This window comes from Erysipelothrix enhydrae, assembly GCF_035066605.1.
Classification (GTDB): domain Bacteria; phylum Bacillota_I; class Bacilli_A; order Erysipelotrichales; family Erysipelotrichaceae; genus Erysipelothrix; species Erysipelothrix amsterdamensis.
The window spans coordinates 63897-81267 of the sequence record NZ_CP125807.1 but is presented as its reverse complement, the minus strand read 5'-3'; the positions used below and the strand labels follow the sequence as shown (position 1 = coordinate 81267).

The 17371-nt window shown below is 36.8% G+C and carries 19 protein-coding genes, 1 tRNA gene and 1 other annotated feature; of the genes, 16 read left to right on the top strand and 4 right to left on the bottom strand.

Annotation, left to right across the window (positions count from 1 at the left end):
• Nucleotides 1-16: 16 nt before the first annotated feature.
• The 7 genes from LLS04_RS00380 to LLS04_RS00350 all read left to right on the top strand — a co-directional run bounded on the left by LLS04_RS00380 (nt 17) and on the right by LLS04_RS00350 (nt 6547).
• Complete coding sequence (locus LLS04_RS00380) at nt 17-1495, top strand: ATP-binding cassette domain-containing protein (protein WP_323611325.1); 1479 nt, start codon at nt 17-19, stop codon at nt 1493-1495.
• Between the two features lie 45 nt (nt 1496-1540).
• Nucleotides 1541-1776 (top strand) — a binding site (T-box leader).
• 91 nt (nt 1777-1867) lie between these two features.
• Complete coding sequence (locus LLS04_RS00375) at nt 1868-2386, top strand: tryptophan transporter (RefSeq protein ID WP_323611324.1); 519 nt, start codon at nt 1868-1870, stop codon at nt 2384-2386.
• 247 nt (nt 2387-2633) lie between these two features.
• On the top strand, nt 2634-3251 hold the full coding sequence (locus LLS04_RS00370; protein WP_254006685.1) for a cyclase family protein: 618 nt from the start codon (nt 2634-2636) through the stop codon (nt 3249-3251).
• A 32-nt stretch (nt 3252-3283) separates the two neighbouring features.
• Entirely contained in the window at nt 3284-3715 is a 432-nt protein-coding gene (locus tag LLS04_RS00365; protein WP_323612127.1) for a hypothetical protein, read from the top strand.
• A 70-nt stretch (nt 3716-3785) separates the two neighbouring features.
• On the top strand, nt 3786-4484 hold the full coding sequence (locus LLS04_RS00360; protein WP_323611322.1) for an ABC transporter ATP-binding protein: 699 nt from the start codon (nt 3786-3788) through the stop codon (nt 4482-4484).
• Nucleotides 4474-6057, top strand: coding sequence for a hypothetical protein (locus LLS04_RS00355; RefSeq protein WP_323611320.1), 1584 nt, complete (start codon nt 4474-4476; stop codon nt 6055-6057). The genes LLS04_RS00360 and LLS04_RS00355 overlap by 11 nt, the downstream gene beginning before the upstream one ends.
• A gap of 91 nt (nt 6058-6148) precedes the next feature.
• Nucleotides 6149-6547, top strand: a complete 399-nt coding sequence (locus LLS04_RS00350) for a hypothetical protein (RefSeq protein ID WP_323611319.1) — start codon at nt 6149-6151, stop codon at nt 6545-6547.
• A gap of 28 nt (nt 6548-6575) precedes the next feature.
• Here LLS04_RS00350 and LLS04_RS08475 read toward each other — a convergent pair whose 3' ends face one another.
• From LLS04_RS08475 to LLS04_RS00340, 3 genes are all read right to left on the bottom strand, one after another.
• A complete protein-coding gene (locus LLS04_RS08475; RefSeq protein ID WP_407933727.1) occupies nt 6576-6707 on the bottom strand; it encodes an IS3 family transposase in 132 nt (43 codons plus the stop codon).
• A 49-nt stretch (nt 6708-6756) separates the two neighbouring features.
• Complete coding sequence (locus LLS04_RS00345; protein WP_323611318.1) at nt 6757-7014, bottom strand: helix-turn-helix domain-containing protein; 258 nt, start codon at nt 7012-7014, stop codon at nt 6757-6759.
• 156 nt (nt 7015-7170) lie between these two features.
• Nucleotides 7171-7255, bottom strand: a tRNA-Leu gene (locus LLS04_RS00340).
• Between the two features lie 124 nt (nt 7256-7379).
• On the opposite strand from LLS04_RS00340, the gene LLS04_RS00335 reads away from it, so the two are divergent.
• The 7 genes from LLS04_RS00335 to LLS04_RS00305 all read left to right on the top strand — a co-directional run bounded on the left by LLS04_RS00335 (nt 7380) and on the right by LLS04_RS00305 (nt 13434).
• Nucleotides 7380-8720, top strand: a complete 1341-nt coding sequence (locus LLS04_RS00335; RefSeq protein WP_323611317.1) for an MATE family efflux transporter — start codon at nt 7380-7382, stop codon at nt 8718-8720.
• A 52-nt stretch (nt 8721-8772) separates the two neighbouring features.
• A complete protein-coding gene (locus LLS04_RS00330) occupies nt 8773-9291 on the top strand; it encodes a cysteine hydrolase family protein (protein ID WP_323611316.1) in 519 nt (172 codons plus the stop codon).
• The gene (locus LLS04_RS00325; protein ID WP_323611315.1) at nt 9288-10301 is read left to right on the top strand and encodes an alpha/beta hydrolase; all 1014 of its coding nucleotides are present in this window, start codon (nt 9288-9290) and stop codon (nt 10299-10301) included. Before LLS04_RS00330 ends, LLS04_RS00325 begins: the two co-directional genes overlap by 4 nt.
• An 83-nt stretch (nt 10302-10384) precedes the next feature.
• Nucleotides 10385-10846: a signal peptidase II gene (gene lspA, locus LLS04_RS00320; RefSeq protein ID WP_323611314.1), complete on the top strand. Its 462-nt coding sequence runs from the start codon at nt 10385-10387 to the stop codon at nt 10844-10846.
• Nucleotides 10839-11747, top strand: a complete 909-nt coding sequence (locus LLS04_RS00315; protein ID WP_323611313.1) for an RluA family pseudouridine synthase — start codon at nt 10839-10841, stop codon at nt 11745-11747. The genes lspA and LLS04_RS00315 overlap by 8 nt, the downstream gene beginning before the upstream one ends.
• Nucleotides 11747-12946: a rhomboid family intramembrane serine protease gene (locus LLS04_RS00310; RefSeq protein ID WP_323611312.1), complete on the top strand. Its 1200-nt coding sequence runs from the start codon at nt 11747-11749 to the stop codon at nt 12944-12946. Before LLS04_RS00315 ends, LLS04_RS00310 begins: the two co-directional genes overlap by 1 nt.
• 8 nt (nt 12947-12954) lie before the next feature.
• Nucleotides 12955-13434 (top strand): deoxycytidylate deaminase, encoded by a 480-nt coding sequence (locus tag LLS04_RS00305; RefSeq protein ID WP_003775317.1) that lies wholly within the window; start codon nt 12955-12957, stop codon nt 13432-13434.
• On the opposite strand, the gene rnhC is transcribed toward LLS04_RS00305, so the two are convergent.
• Nucleotides 13421-14308, bottom strand: coding sequence for a ribonuclease HIII (gene rnhC, locus LLS04_RS00300; protein WP_323611311.1), 888 nt, complete (start codon nt 14306-14308; stop codon nt 13421-13423). The genes LLS04_RS00305 and rnhC overlap by 14 nt on opposite strands.
• Before the next feature lie 73 nt (nt 14309-14381).
• Between rnhC and LLS04_RS00295 the strand changes: the two genes are divergently transcribed.
• Nucleotides 14382-15047: a CvpA family protein gene (locus LLS04_RS00295; RefSeq protein ID WP_323611310.1), complete on the top strand. Its 666-nt coding sequence runs from the start codon at nt 14382-14384 to the stop codon at nt 15045-15047.
• The gene (locus LLS04_RS00290) at nt 15040-17328 is read left to right on the top strand and encodes an endonuclease MutS2 (RefSeq protein ID WP_323611309.1); all 2289 of its coding nucleotides are present in this window, start codon (nt 15040-15042) and stop codon (nt 17326-17328) included. The genes LLS04_RS00295 and LLS04_RS00290 overlap by 8 nt, the downstream gene beginning before the upstream one ends.
• The last annotated feature ends 43 nt before the right edge of the window (nt 17329-17371 follow it).

Sequence of the window (17371 nt, the reverse complement as noted above, 5' to 3'; positions counted from 1 at the left end):
AAGGAGGCGTTTTTCTATGTTTAACATAAGTCTAGATGTTAAGACGAAGCAGGGACGTGATCTTATCACGTCTTTTTCTATGTCTGTAAATCGTGGTGATCGTATTGGTGTCGTAGGGGAAGAGGGCAATGGTAAAAGTGTTTTTCTTAAATCACTAGTAAACCGTTCTGAAATAAGTAATTTAAAAGTGAGTCGGGATTTACATCCAGAGTCGATTGTTTTTGGGTATCTCGGTCAGGAATTAAGTGTGGCGGAGCGATCTCAAACAATTCTTGAGTTTGTGCTGGAGGACTCATGGGAACGTTTTGGGGATTTTGTACCCTTGTTCTTATCCATGGTGCCTATGTTGACGGAACGCGATTATGATCGTTGCATGGCGTCTTTAAGTGGTGGTGAATGTGTTCGGATTCAATTATTAAAATTGCAGATGCAAGCGGTCGACTGTTATGTGTTGGACGAACCAACTAATAATTTAGACATGGATGGTTTGATATGGTTTGAAGCTTGGATGGACGTGCAAACAGCACCCATTATTTTTGTATCACATGATCTTGAAACGTTAAGGCATAGTGCCAATAGAGTGCTCCATTTTGAACAATTACACCGTAAATCAATTTCAAAATTAACCTTGTTTGAAGGGTCTTATGATGAATATATTCAAAATCGAGATCGATCTTTGTCCCATCATAACCAACTGGTACGATTTCAGAAGCGATTTCAAGCAAAACAAGAAGCGAAGTGGCAAAAGCAGTATCAAAAAGTTGGTCATCAACTTCAAAATGTAAATCGTGCGCATCCAGGTCTTCAAAAGAAAATGAAGAATTTGAAAGTTCAAAAGGCACAACGTTTAAAGCAAGAATCATTGATTCACCGTGATCAAGAGGTGGCGATTAAGATCGAAAAGTTTCCGCAAACGAATGTGTCTTCAAAAGTTGTGTTTACGTTTGATATTGACCGATTATTCATGAATGGTAGTATCATTGGAAATAACTATAAGTATACGTTGACGTCGGGTGAGAAGATTGCGATTGTAGGGCCTAACGGTTGTGGCAAAACAACTTTATTTAATGAAATCGTTCAATCTATAACCGGTAATGTCGGTATTATGCATCAAGATTACCATCGAAATCTTGATGTTAAGAAAAATGCGATTGAAAATTGTCTTGACTCTTTTGATAAAGATGCAATCACTAAGGTTCGCTATGCATTAGGAGGATTGAACTTTACTTCAGATGAGATGGAAACCCCGGTCGAATTTTTATCGGGAGGTCAAAAGGCAAAAATCTCGCTGTTGAAAGTTTTACGTACTAAACCTGATGCATTATTGTTGGACGAGCCAACTCGAAATCTCAGTCCGTTTTCATTGATGGCAATTTATGAAATGTTGGAGGACTATAAAGGAGCGGTATGGTGTATTACCCATGACCGTCAACTTATCCATCATGTATTTGAAGATATTCTTGAGATGACCCCCGATGGATTTATAAAACTTTAATTAATGCTTGACAGTAAGCTTATTCGTGATATTATTGCTTTAATAACAAACTTTATGATTGAGATGAGTAGCTTTCAAGAAGTATGTCCAGAGAGTCTGTGGTTGGTGTGAACAGATCTTGCTTCGAAAGTGAATGGCCTCATGAAAGGCGGAATGAACACTTCGGTAAGTAGTTTACGACGGATGTCTCCGTTAACAGGACAGGAATATGTTTGTATTCCTATTGAGTTACGTATTTTACGTAGTGTTTCAGGTGGTACCGCGAAGACTTCGCCCTGTATGGGTGAAGTTTTTTTTGTTCTAAGGGAGGTGATGACTGTGGTATGAAGTGACGTGAATCAATTTAAAAATTATGATAAAGGAGAAAATAAAATGAAAATTAAAAATTTAACCATTTCGACCTTGTTTCTGACATTAGGTCTTGTATTACATATCACGGTCCCTGGTGCTGTTGGTCTGATGAAACCCGACTTTATGCTTGCATTCTTTTTCTTTGCCCTGTTTGAACTGCAATCCTTTCGTGAGGTGGTCGTCATTAGCATCGTTTGCGGATTTTTAACTGCAATGACAACTTCGATGCCTGGAGGTGAAATTGCGAATGTGGTGGATAAATTAGTTACTGGTCCACTTGTGTTTTACACTTATAAGTTTCTTATAAATCGATTTAATCAAAAAATAACTTATTGCCTTATTTCTAGTATTGGAACCTTTGTTTCGGGTGTGATATTTTTAAGTGTTGTGCAAGTTTTAGGTGGGATACAACTACCGTTCGAAGTGTTTCTTTTTGGAATCATTCTTCCGTCAATGGTGGTAAATAGTCTTCTCGTATTGCTTATTTCTAAGGTGTTGGAACGAATTAAACCAAAAAAAGAGGCAAAACTTCGATTTTAATTTTGAGAGTGTTTCGTATCATTGACACTTTGAATATTTCTTGCATTTTTACGTGAAAGTTTAAATATGTGTAATGAAGGCGTAAAGAGTGCATGTTTATGGGTGGAACATAGGTGTGTCACTTTTGAATATGAGATTAAAAAGTCTAATAGACTAGGGAGTAAGGACGTTTGTGTGTATAAATACGATAATTTTACACTAGCATTCACATAATTATTCGTTATAATAGGGACGAGGGATAAAATATATGAAACTTATCGATTTAACACAAACATTTAATGAAGCAACTGGGGTTTTCCCAGGAGATACGAAAACGAAATTTGATCTGGATGCATGCTTTGAAGATGATGGTTATACAAACTACTCAGTAACTGCATCTTTACATACAGGAACCCATGTGGAAGTTCCGATGCATTTATCAGGTGATGAGCGCTTTATCAGTAATTTTCCAATTGACCGTTTTATTGGTCGTGGCGTGATGATTGATGTTCGCAATCAGAAAGAAATTGATTATAAACCTGACTACGAACTCTTGGTTAACCCAGGGGACGTGGTTGTGTTTTACACGGGATTTGATGAGCGACGCGGTGAAAAAGCTTATTTTGAAGATCACCCGATTTTTACGGAGGAACTGGCAATGTTTCTCGTAGAAAAACAAATCAAAATGGTAGGGATGGATATTCCATCACCCGATTTAGAACCATATTATGTTCACAATATTCTTATGGATGCGGATATCATGATTTTAGAAAATTTAAATAACTTGGATTCGTTACGATACCATAAAGATTTTATCATTTCTGCGGTACCCCTAAAAATCGAAGCGGAAGCAAGTCCTGTTCGCGCATATGCAGTTTTAAAATAATGAAACGGTCTAGGCGATATATTTGTTTGGTAATGCTGTTAGGCTTAACAGGGTGTCACCGGAATCAACAGGTTGTCTGTGAAAAAGATTATGTTGTAAATGGAAGTCTGGTTCATGAGACATATCGTGATAAACTGGTTAATGATTATACCGTAGAACGTTTGCATACGTTTCAAATTAGTGATTTGAAAGAGAATGTTGATGATTGGTTCTTAACACAACTTCCGCAAAAAGAAATTGTAATGTTTAAAGAAATTTTGAATCAAGAACACTTACGCTTCACAATGGTAAGTACCGACCAGGATTACAATACAGGAACTTTTTTAATTTCTCATCGTTATTTATTCGATATGATGAGTAAAGAGGAACTACATATTGTCTCAACAACATTTGAACAATCCGTATTGTCTTTGGAAGCACTTCAAACTTATCGAACACAACAAAACTTTAAATGCACGCTATAGCGTGCATTTTTTATTGCTTCACGAGTTGTGGTGTGGTAATGTATTGGTGTAACGATACAGAGGTGGAAGTATGAAATTAGAGATTAAGAATCTTTCAAAATCTTTCGATCATCAAGAAGTTTTGAAAGACATTAACATAACGCTTGAAAAAGGGAAAATCTATGCGTTATTGGGGAGAAATGGCGCAGGGAAGACCACTTTCTTTAACTGTATTAGTCAAGAAATACCACGTGATAGTGGTACGGCTCATTTTGATGATGGGAGCTTGTTAACGCAGCACGATGTTGGATTTGTATACACCAATCCAATGTTGCCCGAGTTCTTAACGGGTATTGAGTTTTTAACGTTTTTTATTGATATTCATAAAGATCAAGGTTTCATACGTGAGGATGTACATGCATATTTTGATACGATTCAATTCAATCAAGATGACCGCTATAAACTGATTAAGGATTATTCGCACGGTATGCGAAATAAACTACAAATGTTATGCATCATGATGTTGAAGCCGAAAGTCTTGTTTCTTGATGAGCCTCTCACTTCATTTGATGTGGTCGCATCCATTGAAATGAAACGGCAACTTGTTTCGCTCAAAGAGGATTGTATTATGGTTTTATCTACGCATATGATGCAGATTGCTAAAGATATTTGTGATGAGGTGATCATCTTGCATCATGGAAATGCAACCCTTTTGGACTCCAGTCGCTTGCATGATCCTGCATTTGAGGAAGATATTATTGATATCTTAAGTGATAATCATGAATCATAGTGTTTTAAAAGATATTAACGTTGTAAATCGAACAAATCGATTTCTATACTATCTGCGTTCGATTAAACCATTACGAAAGGTTATTTATGCTAACGTCTATGAAAATACAGAACGAAAAAAGAAGCTTGGTCGTGTTGTAACGGTATTTCATTATCTTAAAATGATTGTGAATCATTTTATTTATTTGTTTATTATTTTTGGGATTCTTGCTCAAGCATTGCCACAGGTTCCTATCGAACTTATTTGGTTTCTATTGGTCATAATTAGATCGTGTGTAAGTACAATTTCAAGTGATGATTCAATTGAAAAATGGACCTTAATTCGCTCTTTCAAAGTTGACTTTAAGTCATATTATAATTTCCGTTTGCGCAATGACATTATTGAACGCATACTCTATTGTATTGCGATAATGTTTACTGTTGTGATGTATGACCAAAGTGTACTTATGGCATCCATGATGGTTCTTGTGGTATTGGGGACAAAAGTTGTAGCAGAGGGTTTAGATCTTGCGTATTTTAACCGTTACCATAAGAAAATAAGTGGCAAACATAAGACGATATTTGTGCTTGGTTTAGTACTAAGTTTTAGTGTATTATTATTTACCAATTATTTATCAGGGGTGGTTTTTTATATCTTAACCGGTATGATTGTTTTAATGGCGATTGCGTTTATGGTTCGTAGACCAATTTGCGAAGCTCAAATTCATGAATCGTATGGGTTATATATGCTTCAACAAATAAGTCCGGAAGAAAGTCTAGCGTCAATTAACCTCAAATCGAGTCAAACAATTTTACGAGTTGATGATGATTATAATCTTGATCAATCTGAACAAGTTATTAATCGTTATGAAGGTTACAGCCTGTTGAATCGTCTTTTTTTAGAACGGCATCGACGACTCTGGTTTAAACCGCTACGTTTTAGATTTTTAGTTATCCTTGCAGTGGTGGTTGTTAGTGTTATAAGCCTAACAATTCTGAGATCGTTTTTCCCAGAGATGTATTTTCAAGTTTGGTATCCATTTTCAACTGAAATGTTTAAATCGATTGGACCTTATATTTTTATCGTCTATCTCCTGAATATTGGGGAGTCAATGACCCGTGCATACTATCTAAATTGTGATTCAAAATTATTGAACTATGCGTTTTATCGACGACCTGAAATCATTTGGAAACAGTTTGTAGGGCGTTTAGGGACACTTGTGTTTCTAAATATGATTCCGCTTATACCCATAATTATAGGTGTAGCTTTTATGGTTGGGATACAATTAATTATTCCGATACGTGGTGAAGTTCAAATTTTTATTATTACCTTAGTGCTTTTAAGTGTTTTTTTCAGTGTTCATAATTTACTAATTTATTACACATTACAACCTTATAATGAATCGATGCAAGAAAAAGGATTCCTATATAATTTAGTGAAAGTTCTTGTGGTCATGGTTGCTTATAATGGCAATCGTTTAAGCGATATTCCAAATTTGAATTTGTGGCTTTCAATCATAACGGCATTATATTTCATTATCGGTGTGCTCTGTGTTCGATTGTTTTCTGAGAAAACGTATAAAATTAGAAAATAGTTTATTTGGTTATTTTAAGTCGTACGAGTATGGGACTTGAACCATTAGCTTATCTTCTCTATAATTAAGGAAATGCAGGGGAGCTGGATTGATGAAAAGAAGAAAAGGGTATTTAACGGTTATGACGGCTGTGTTTTTTATGGCAGCGTTATCTCATTTGATATTCCCAAGTTATATGATTGCGAACTCGATATGGGGTTTTGACTACGGCTGGCAACGAGAACTGGGTGCAATGTATTTAGCAATTACATTTGTGAATTGTTATGCTTTGTATACTCATAATGATGACCAACAGCATATTTTAGCGATGTTATCCATGACAATGTGTATCGGTATTGGTTTTAATAATTTAGGGGCATGGCTTTCTTCACCCTTAGATCATAATTATGTTCATATCGTAGGTGTGATTAATTTCTTGCTTATCGGTGGGTTTGGTGGATTATACCAAGGATATCGCATAATGTCTCAGGTCGTTGAACAACGACAATAAAAAAAGAGGATTTCGATACTAGTACCTGTCAAGTTGACACTAAATAAAAAGTAGATTTATATTTGATAGGACTAAGATATCCAAGGTCTTTCTGGATACGTTCGGTATTATACCAATGAACGTATCCTTTTTTTTTGTTTTTGCTTCTTGTTTTGTTAATTTCCCATCGATTCTAATACATTCTTCCTTTAGTTGGGAAAACCAATTTTCTATTCGTGTTGCATTTTTCGGATTTTCATGAGTAGAGTATAAGACTTTTTTATAATTTCTATGTCCTCTACTTCCCCAGGTTTCTTTCCGCGTTTATCTAAATATAGTGTTCCCTCCATAAGTTTTCTTTTCCAGTTTGCGATTGTGCCAGTGCGAACATTATATTTCTCACTGACACTTCTATATGATTTACCACTCAAAATCTCTTGTACAATCATTAACTTATCTTCATACGATCTTATCGTTTGTTTGCCCATAAAAAAATACCTCCAAAATTTAACTAAATATTAACACGATAGTGTTTTTTATTTAGTGTCAACTTTAAAGGTATTATAATCTCGGTCCTCTTTTTTATTTGAATTTACCTAAAACATAAAAAAACCAACCGAAGTTGGTTCTGTGAAATATATATTTGGTGCACCAGATAAGATTTGAACTTACACGACTTGCGTCACACGCCCCTCAAGCGTGCGCGTCTACCGATTCCGCCACTGGTGCATTGATATTAACTGCTTTTGTATTATAGCATTGGTATAAACAATGTGCAAGATTAAAAGTGGCTAATTTAATGATTTACGTAAAATATCGTGTATAATATTTATGGTTAAGAAGGAAGGTTATAATGAAAATTCATAAAAAGACGTCAATGACAGAGGGCGTCATTTGGAAAGAAATGCTTTTGTTTTCAATACCGCTTTTGATTGGGAATCTATTCCAACAATTATACAATACCGTCGATTCCTTTGTGGTTGGAAACTATGTGGGTGAAGAAGCACTTGCCGCAGTTGGAGCAAGTACACCCTTGAGTAATGTTATTATTGGGTTGTTTATGGGGATTTCAACGGGTGCCGGTATTCTTATTTCTCGCTATTTTGGAGCGAAAAAAGATGAAGAATTGCATGATTCAATTCATACCTTTATGGCGTTTTCGTTAATTGTAAGTGTTTTTCTTACTTTTTTCGGTTCGGTAATGTCTCCGATATTTTTAGGGTGGCTCAAGACACCTGCAAATATAATGGAACCGGCTACCCTTTACCTAAGAGTTTATTTTTGGGGTGTAACCGGTCTTGTTATCTATAATTCCGGTGCAGGGATTTTACGAGCAATCGGGGATTCACGCAATCCTTTAATTTATCTATGTATTTCAAGTCTTATTAATGTATCGTTGGACTTGTTGTTTGTGATTGTGTTTGATATGGGGATTTTGGGAGTTGCGGTTGCAACGCTTATTGCTCAACTCACATCCGCAATCTTAGTATGGATACATCTATTACGTGTCGAGGATATTTATCAACTAAAGATGACAGACATACGAATTCATCGTGATAAACTATATGAAATTATACGTCTTGGTATTCCAACTGGAATTCAACAGACAGTTGTTTCATTCTCAAATGTTTTGGTTCAATCCTATATTAATGCATTTGGATCCGCTGCGGTCGCTGGTTTTAGTGCAGCAGATAAGTTTAATGCATTTTTATCAATGCCAACGCAAAGTTTCTCACTCACAATTACGACCTTCACAGGTCAAAATCTTGGTGCGGGACGTAAGGAACGCATCATGGAAGGTGTTCGGACTGCTCTAGTTTTAGCGGTAGGGATTGTGATTATCATTGGAATTCCAACCTTTATTTATGCAGATCAACTGATTGCTTTCTTTTCACCTGAACCTATGGTTATTATGTATGGTGCACGCATGTTGCGGATTATGGTACCGTTCTATTTTGCACTCAGCACGACAAGTATTCTAAGTGGTGCATTAAGAGGTGCAGGCCTTACAATGGTTCCAATGATAATCATGATTTCGTGTTTCACAATTTTAAGACAGATATTCTTGTTTATAATGATGCGTATTAATCATTCAATTGATTGGGTATACTGGAGCTACTCCGTTACATGGATTAGTTCAATGGTTCTTACACTTCTGTACTCAAAAGCATCACAATGGCTTGATAAAGCATAGTCCTCCTTCGAGGACTTTTTTATGTTACAATAAAATAAAAAGGGTGGACAATATGAAAAAATTAAACATTATCGTTGATGTTCAAAATGACTTTGTATCGGGGACGCTTGGTTTTGAAGGAGCAAATCAAGTGGTGTTGAATATTCTGAAAAAATTAGAAAATGAACAAGATTGTGACCTTGTGTTTACACGTGATACCCACGGATCCAATTATCTTGAAACGCAAGAAGGGCGTCGTTTACCGATTGAACATTGTATTTTGGGATCAAGCGGATGGGAACTTGATATGCGTTTAAAACCCTTTGTGAAGCCGGATACGATTATTTTTAATAAACCTACTTTTGCCTCTTTAGAGTTGGGTAATTATTTAGATAAAAAAAACTATGATGAGATAGAGGTGATGGGCTTAGTTTCCAACATCTGTGTTATCAGTACGTGTGTTATCGCAAAAGCTGCATGTCCTGAGGCGCGAATTATTGTAGATACATCCTGCACAGATAGTTATGACCCAGTATTAAATCAAAGTACATTTGATGTGCTTGAGGGTCTACAAGTGGATGTGATTCGATGAATCGGGCGAGTATAAAACGTGGGATTTTAGCGGTATTAGCTCTAGTTTTATTAATTGTTGGTGGAGTTGCGGTGTATTTTATCGTAGATTCAGCACCTTCTGCCTTTTTAATTCGAAGAGTGTTTGAAGGGGGTTTGGCGGTTAAACCGGATGGGTATGAAGTGATTGAGTCAGAAGTTCGTGTTTACACAGATTTGACCTATGAATCAACGGCTGGCCGCAATACTTTTGATCTTTTCGGTCCGAAGAACACACAAAAACTCCCTACAGTTATTTGGGTTCACGGGGGTGCGTTTGTAGGCGGCGATAAGCATGATAATTATGAGTATGCAGTCCAATTAGCCAACCAAGGATATCGAGTCATCAACCTCAACTATGATTTAGCGCCAGAAGCAGTTTACCCTTCTCCAGTTCATCAAGTTGGTGAAGCGATAAGTTATCTTGAATCTCATGCAGAGCTTTTTGGATTGGATATGAATAATATCATTTTAGCGGGGGATTCAGCAGGGGCACACATTATATCCCAATACATGATGGTTCAGGTCGATTCACAGTATGCGCAAAAGCTCGATCAAAGTGTTACGTTAAACCCGAGTTATGTTAAAGGGATTGCGTTGTTTTGTGGACCTTACGATCTAAATGGACTTTTAAATATGCAGTCTTCTTCAGGTGTTTTAGATTTCTTTATGAGTCGCTTGGCCTGGGCTTACATGGGTGAAAAGGCATGGATGGATACAGCGTACGTTGAATCGTTATCCATTCTCAATCATGTTACTAAAGATTTTCCACCCACATTTATTACGGATGGTAATCAAATGAGTTTTATGGAAGACGGTTTAAAAATGCAAGAAAAATTGGAATCGTTGCAAGTTCCGGTGACTTCTGTGTTTTATGAAGATGTCGCGGATGTTTTAGGTCATGAGTATCAATTTAAAATGGATAATCCTTATTCCGTACATACATTTGAGGAATTTGTAGGATTCCTTAACAAATATGCTAAGAAGGTGTGAAGACTCACATCTTTTTTGATGGGGTTTTATATATGCAATGAATATGCGATAATGTTATAATAAACACATGAAATGAGGAAGTTATGAAGAAACGTTTAGGATTATTGAGTGTCGTGATTATCGCTATCGATTTGCTGTCAAAGGCATGGATCGACAAAACGATTCCATTATGGGATTCTTTACACGTTATACCCGGATTTTTCTCACTTCGGTATGTACGTAATACAGGGGCAGCATGGAGTATTTTTGACGGTCAGAAATGGCTTTTTATCGTACTTGCAACAGCAGTTTGCATTGTGCTCGCTTATTATTATGTAAAAGAAGATAAACCTGTCATTTTGACAGCGATTGCCTTAATGTTTGCAGGTGCTTTTGGGAATTTGTTTGACCGCGCAATTTATGGCTATGTACGTGATATGTTTGCGTTCAATATCTTTGGATATCAGTTTCCTGTATTTAATGTAGCAGATATGAGTTTGGTTGTGGGTGTTTTTATTCTCGCAGTTGTACTCTATCTCGATGAAAGAGGTCAAAAATATGAATAAATTAATTGTAGAAGAAATGTTTGATGGAATGAGAATTGATCAGTATATGGCACTTGCTGTAACGGATTATTCTCGTAGTGTTTTACAAACATGGATTAAAAATGGAAATATTAGAGTAAATGGTAATGTTGTTAAACCAAACCTTCGCTTAAAAGAAGATGATGTAGTGGAGTATGAAATTACTGAGGAGCAAATTTCAATTGTTCCAGTGCCAATGGATTTAGATATTGTTTATGAAGATGATGCAATTTTAGTTGTTAACAAACCAAAAGGTTTAATTGTTCACCCATCACCATCAACGTTAAATCAACCAACATTGGTTCACGGACTATTGGCACATACAACGCAATTAAGTGATCTTAATGGCGAATTGCGCCCAGGTATTGTTCATAGAATTGATAAGGATACAACGGGTTTATTAGTTGTTGCGAAAACAAATGAAGCACATGAAATTTTAGTAGAAGATTTAAAGCAACGTTTAATTTCGCGAGAGTACGTGGCAATTGTGCATCACCAATTTAAACATCAAAGTGCTACGGTCGATGCGCCAATTGGTCGTGATCCTAAAAACCGTCAACGTATGGCAGTTACAGATCAAAACAGTAAGCATGCAGTAACACATTTCTATCTTACAGAACGTTTTAATGATTTTAGTGTGTTGCGTTGTAAATTAGATACAGGTCGTACACATCAAATTCGTGTTCACGCTCAGTATATTAAGCATCCTATTGTTGGAGATCAAACATATAGTTATAAAAATACATGGGAAACAAATGGTCAGTGCTTGCATGCACAAAAATTAACGTTAACGCATCCCGCTAGCAAAGAGGTTATGACGTTTGAAGCTGAATTACCTCAAACAATGAAAGACGTTATCGAGGAAATCAGGAGGTTAGATTAATGTATACAAAGTCTCAATATGATGCATGGGTAATTGAAGTCGCGAACTATTTTATGAAGCATTTTCAATATCAAATGGTTTCAATGACTCAAGACAGTTCACAGGTTTGGCTTGTGAATCAAAATGTTGAGGACAATGCGATTATTATGGTTACCTCCACATCCCTTTCAAATATTGATCGCGAGATGATTTCAAAACATCGTGAAAGTCTCGCCCTTGTATTTAAAACGAAGGCAGAAGGGCTTAATATTAGTGTGAATCAAGAGGACAAAGTCGGAGATGATATGAATGTGGTTGTAGGACCGAATTTTATCTCATCCTCGCAACTTCTTACCTCATACGGTGATTTAAGTGGACTTTTAAAAATAAGTCAAAATCCGGATCGCTCGCTTTCAAAGGCGGTACTTAATTTGAAAAAAACGATTGGTAGAATGCAAAAACAAGCACGATACCGTTCTTTTCCTGTAACCAATGTCATCTCAATGATTTGTGTTGTTGTTTTTTTACTCGCACAATACTTAATTTTAGTTTCAGAGATAAACATTAATACTGTTGCAGTGATGTTAGGTGCCTTTTATAAACCGTTTATCGTTCATGGTCATGAATGGTTCCGATTTATTACTGCAGGTTTTCTTCATATTTCTTTTCTACACTTAATCATGAACTTAATGGCTCTAAGAAATTTAGGCGTGGTTATGGAAACTGTGATGGAAGGGAAAAAATATCTCTTTACTCTAATCGTGGGTATTCTTATGGGTAATGCATTTGTCTTTATTCTGGATGAGGGTGTCATCGGTCTTGGTATTAGTGGTGGACTGTTTGCGTTGTTAGGCGCAATGTGTGTCTATTTATTTGAAACAAAAGCGATGCGTAACCCTAAAGTTATGTCTCAAGTCTTTCAAGTCTTATTTATTAATCTCATTATCAGTTCATTACCGGGTGTTAGTGCAACAGCCCACTTAGGTGGATTGATTGCAGGATTATTGTGTGGACTTGTTTTCTCAAAACGAAAAGATTGGGATTATTTACGCAAAGGAACAATGGTACTATCTGCTGTATTTGTTGTAGGGATTGTGGTTGTGATGACGCAACATGCGGGTACCCTATCAAGCCCAAGGTTGGATATGTCGGTTATTAATAGCTGGTATGAACTTGGGTTTAAAAATTATGCAAACCGTTTAAGCGGTTTTATGAAGTAGGGGGTTTTATGAGTAAACGAGATAATGTCATTTCTTGGGATGAATATTTTATGGGCCTCGCTCATTTGTCTGCGTTGCGTTCTAAAGATCCTTCAACTCAAGTTGGTGCTGCAATTGTAGATCAGCAAAAAAAAATCGTTGGAATTGGCTATAATGGCCTTCCAACGGGATTGAGTGATGATGCGTTTCCTTGGGAACGCGAGGGAGATTTTCAAACGACGAAATATGCATATGTGGTTCATGCAGAATTAAATGCAATTTTGAATGCGACCCAATCCTTACAAGGGTGTACGATTTATGTATCATTGTTCCCATGTAATGAATGTTCCAAGGCAATTATTCAAAGTGGTATTAAAGAAATTGTTTATGAAGATGATAAGTACGCAGAAACGGATGCTGTCTTAGTATCGAAGCGCATGCTTGATGCTGCTGGAGTTTCTTATCGAAAAATTGATAAAGCAATTTGTGTTTCGCTTACGCATCGTTAAGAATTCGTGCTGTATTGGCAAAGTGAACCTTCGCAACATTATCAAGTTCTTCTTTTCCATACCGTCTAACAAATTCTTTTCCAAATGTGTCAACATGGGAACCTGCCCCTTTAGGAAAGACGCAGTCATATTTTGTTGAGAGTTTATCGAGGTAATCTAAAAAACCGAATCGAGCAATAATTGCACCGCATGCGACTGCAATAAACTTGTTCTCTGCTTTTGTTTCGAAGATAAGCCCACGAAATATTTCAGGTTCTCCTTTGAGTGCGTTGTAATAAGGTTTCTCAGCCATAAATTGATCAATGATTGCGTAAGGCGGCATTTTATATCGTTTTTTAAGATTTAAGAATGCTTGATTATGTAATTTTGCCTTGATGACATTCATGTTCATTGTGTCATGGACACGGTTGTATTTTTTATTATCAAGAATAAGAAGACTGTATTGAAGTTCTTTTTTAAGGATTGGAGCAATTTTTCGAATCTTATCGTCCGTCATTTGTTTTGAATCGACAATTTCCGCAACGGGAATTCGTTGCAAGTCAGATTCGTTTACGATACAAGCGCAGACGGTGATTGGACCAAAGTAATCTCCGGTACCCACTTCGTCGCTGCCTGCCATCGATCCTTCAATCTTCTGTGTTGATGCAAGCGGTGAATTGGGCTTTGAAGTTCGATCAGAATAAGATGAAGCGTGAAATTCTGCGCCTTCACCGCTGAAAACAACCTTACCGCTGGTGTAGGCTGTGATGGTGACATCACTTCCCTTAATTTGGAAGTGTGTGTATTGAATATCGTAACGAATTGGATATTTTGAATATCGTGATTTTAATTCGTTTATCTGTTTGTCTGTTAGTTTTATTGTAATAGTTGTCATACTAATAATATAGACTATTTCGATTGAAATTAATAGTTGAACTCATTAAATAAAAAAAAGAAGGAGTGATTTTATGGTGATGTTTCCCAATGATTGGATGGGTTACTTAAATGGGGTTATTATTATTTGGTTTGCGGTGACCCTTTATATTGGATATAAGAAAGGTTTGTTGCTGCAGCTCGTTGATGTTGTGGGAACTTTTGTATCGCTTTTTGCAGCATGGATTTTCGCACCTGTATTTGTGCAAATATTCCAATTCTTTAAAGCATCTGGAACTGGGTTTCTAACCATTAATCAACTCGTTGTACATCAAATGAATCAGTTGATATGGTTCGTAATTTTATTCGTTGTGATTCGTGTGGTTTTATTGCTGGTAACACCACTTGCAACCATAATTTCAAAAGTTCCATTAGTAAAACAAGTGAATTCTGCAATTGGTGGTGTCTTTAGCGTTGCGTTTTTTGCACTTAAGCTCGTGTTGATTTGTGTCTTTCTAACAACACCGATTGTTAAAAATGGTCAAGAAATCATCGACAATACCTGGTTGGTGTATGTCGAACGTGCATCAACACCGATATTAGGATCATTTGATGACTTTATGAATCAAAATGCTGCGATTCAAAGTATTATTACAGATCAACAGTTATCTCCAAGTCAGCAAACCGCTATGGTAAAGTGGCTTGAAAAACACGGATTTAATGAAGTACAGATTAGGGAGTATTTAGAAAAATATGAATAATACATCGTCTCGATTAGAGTTCGATAAAGTGCTTGAGCGAATAGCTCATTATGCATCCTTTTCATTGGGTAAGGAAGCGGTTTTAAATACGGTTCCTTCATTTTCCTCACTAATTGTGAAGCGTGATTTAGCGCGTGCTAAAGATGCATTACAATTAGTAGTTGTTAATGGTTCTATGTCATTTGGTGGCATCACAGATGTAACCTATGCTTTAACACTTGCTGAAAAGGGTGGAACTTTATCGGTAGAAGATATAGTAGATGTTGGACGCTTTATGCAAGGTCTTGAACGTCTTAAAAAACAATTTAAAAATTTAGAAGGATCTTATCCTGCGCTTGAGGATTTGTTCGAAAGTCTTGAAGTTACGGAGTCAACACTGAAACATATCGAACATTGTTTTGGAGAACAGGGTGAAGTCTTAGATCGCGCAAGTACACACTTAGGTGAACTGAGACGTCAAAGTAAAGCGCTTGAACAAAATATAGAAAATAAAACTCAAGAGTTTTTAACAAAAAATCGTGCAATGCTTAGTGAAGCTGTTGTTTCGTTACAACACGGACGTCGGACATTTTTAGTGAAACCTTCAGATAAATATAAACTTGAAGGTACAATTTATGGTGAATCAGCGAGCGGGCAGTCGGTTTATTTTGAGCCTGCCTTTTTAGCGCGAATGCAAAATGATTATCAAAGTCTTATTCACCAAGAACAAACTGAAATCGAACGTATTTGTCGCGAAACGTCAAATTTGATCGCACACGATGCACAACAACTTAGTGCTGACCTTGATACTGTAGCCATCATCGACTGCCTTTTTGCGAAAGCGGAGTGGGGAGCACATCATGATGCGGTGGTCGCAACACTAACGCAAGATCGATTGAACTTAAAAAATGCACGTCATCCATTAATTAATCCTAAAGAAGTTGTAGCAAACACGTATACACTGACCCCGCCTCATAAAATGATTTTAATCAGTGGTCCGAATACCGGGGGAAAAAGTGTAAGTTTAAAGACAATGGGATTATCCATTCTCATGACTTTAGCCGGATGTCCAATCTGTGCGGAATCTGCTGAAGTGATGTTAGTTGACCAGTTGTTTGTGGATATTGGAGATCAACAGTCTATTGAAAAATCATTATCGTCGTTTTCCGCTCATATGGAAACCATGACAAAAGTTAATGCGCAAGCAACTTCGAAATCAATTGTGTTGTTGGATGAGTTAGGTTCACAAACCGATCCTTTAGAAGGTGAAAGTTTGTCGATGGCAATCCTGGATCATTTTAGAGATGTTGGGTGTTGGGTTATTGCAACGACGCACTTTTCAAGACTTAAAAAATACGGTACTCAATACGAAGATATCCTCATTGCAAGTGTTGAATTTGATCTACAGAACCTCAAGCCTACCTATCGTTATCGTGAAAATGTCATGGGTGAATCCAATGCGTTTGCGATTGCTAAACGTTTAGGTTTACAAGCCGATATTATTGACCGTGCGTTTAAATACAAACAAGAAGGTCAGTATGAAGCAGATCATTTACTTGAAATTCTCGAAGCGAAAATTAATGAACAAGATAAACTTGAACAAGAACTTTTAAAAGAAAAAGAAGCAATTGAAAATCTTAAACACGAAGCACTTATGAAACAAAAAGCGCTTGAAGCCGAGTTTGTTCGTAAAGAACAAGCTTTGCGTGAGGAAAATGAAGCGTTATTGGAACAAATGGTTGAAGAGGCTGAACGACAATTAGATGTTTTAAATAAAACAAACCGTCCAGATCTTCGAAAAAAAGCAGTAAAGCAAATTCAATCATTACAAGCTGAAACAGCTGTTGATGAAACCATCGGTAAAGGGGACCGCGTCCAATTGAAATCCACAAACCAGGTGGGTGTTGTTGATTCAATTAAAAAAAATACTGCGTTTGTATCGATTGGTGGATTAAAAGTTAATGTCGACTTAGGGAAACTTACACGGGTTGCAGGACCTGCCAAAAAAGTGAAAGTAAAACCAACACGAAGTCACAGTGTGGATGCGCGTTCGTCGTTTAAAACAGAGTTAAACATCATTGGCCTGCGTGTTTCTGAAGCGATGCCTCAGGTAGAGAAATACATTGATGAATGTGTACTTCATAAAGTACCAACCTTTAGAATCATTCATGGCCACGGTACAGGTCAGCTCCGTACTGCGGTTCACCAAACACTTCGTCGCAATAAAAATGTAGGCTCCTATGAATTAGGCGGTGTTGGTGATGGTGGTATGGGTGCAACCATTGTGAAGTTAAAACAATGACACGCTCAACGATTGAGGAAAAACTTAGACGTTTACCCATGGA

What these genes read in the sequence shown, in the direction of transcription:
- LLS04_RS00380 (WP_323611325.1), top strand. Translation starts at nt 17, where the DNA reads ATGTTTAACATAAGTCTAGATGTTAAGACGAAGCAGGGACGTGATCTT.
- LLS04_RS00375 (WP_323611324.1), top strand. Translation starts at nt 1,868, where the DNA reads ATGAAAATTAAAAATTTAACCATTTCGACCTTGTTTCTGACATTAGGT.
- LLS04_RS00370 (WP_254006685.1), top strand. Translation starts at nt 2,634, where the DNA reads ATGAAACTTATCGATTTAACACAAACATTTAATGAAGCAACTGGGGTT.
- LLS04_RS00365 (WP_323612127.1), top strand. Translation starts at nt 3,284, where the DNA reads ATGCTGTTAGGCTTAACAGGGTGTCACCGGAATCAACAGGTTGTCTGT.
- LLS04_RS00360 (WP_323611322.1), top strand. Translation starts at nt 3,786, where the DNA reads ATGAAATTAGAGATTAAGAATCTTTCAAAATCTTTCGATCATCAAGAA.
- LLS04_RS00355 (WP_323611320.1), top strand. Translation starts at nt 4,474, where the DNA reads ATGAATCATAGTGTTTTAAAAGATATTAACGTTGTAAATCGAACAAAT.
- LLS04_RS00350 (WP_323611319.1), top strand. Translation starts at nt 6,149, where the DNA reads ATGAAAAGAAGAAAAGGGTATTTAACGGTTATGACGGCTGTGTTTTTT.
- LLS04_RS00345 (WP_323611318.1), bottom strand. Translation starts at nt 7,014, where the DNA reads ATGGGCAAACAAACGATAAGATCGTATGAAGATAAGTTAATGATTGTA.
- LLS04_RS00335 (WP_323611317.1), top strand. Translation starts at nt 7,380, where the DNA reads ATGAAAATTCATAAAAAGACGTCAATGACAGAGGGCGTCATTTGGAAA.
- LLS04_RS00330 (WP_323611316.1), top strand. Translation starts at nt 8,773, where the DNA reads ATGAAAAAATTAAACATTATCGTTGATGTTCAAAATGACTTTGTATCG.
- LLS04_RS00325 (WP_323611315.1), top strand. Translation starts at nt 9,288, where the DNA reads ATGAATCGGGCGAGTATAAAACGTGGGATTTTAGCGGTATTAGCTCTA.
- lspA (WP_323611314.1), top strand. Translation starts at nt 10,385, where the DNA reads ATGAAGAAACGTTTAGGATTATTGAGTGTCGTGATTATCGCTATCGAT.
- LLS04_RS00315 (WP_323611313.1), top strand. Translation starts at nt 10,839, where the DNA reads ATGAATAAATTAATTGTAGAAGAAATGTTTGATGGAATGAGAATTGAT.
- LLS04_RS00310 (WP_323611312.1), top strand. Translation starts at nt 11,747, where the DNA reads ATGTATACAAAGTCTCAATATGATGCATGGGTAATTGAAGTCGCGAAC.
- LLS04_RS00305 (WP_003775317.1), top strand. Translation starts at nt 12,955, where the DNA reads ATGAGTAAACGAGATAATGTCATTTCTTGGGATGAATATTTTATGGGC.
- rnhC (WP_323611311.1), bottom strand. Translation starts at nt 14,308, where the DNA reads ATGACAACTATTACAATAAAACTAACAGACAAACAGATAAACGAATTA.
- LLS04_RS00295 (WP_323611310.1), top strand. Translation starts at nt 14,382, where the DNA reads ATGGTGATGTTTCCCAATGATTGGATGGGTTACTTAAATGGGGTTATT.
- LLS04_RS00290 (WP_323611309.1), top strand. Translation starts at nt 15,040, where the DNA reads ATGAATAATACATCGTCTCGATTAGAGTTCGATAAAGTGCTTGAGCGA.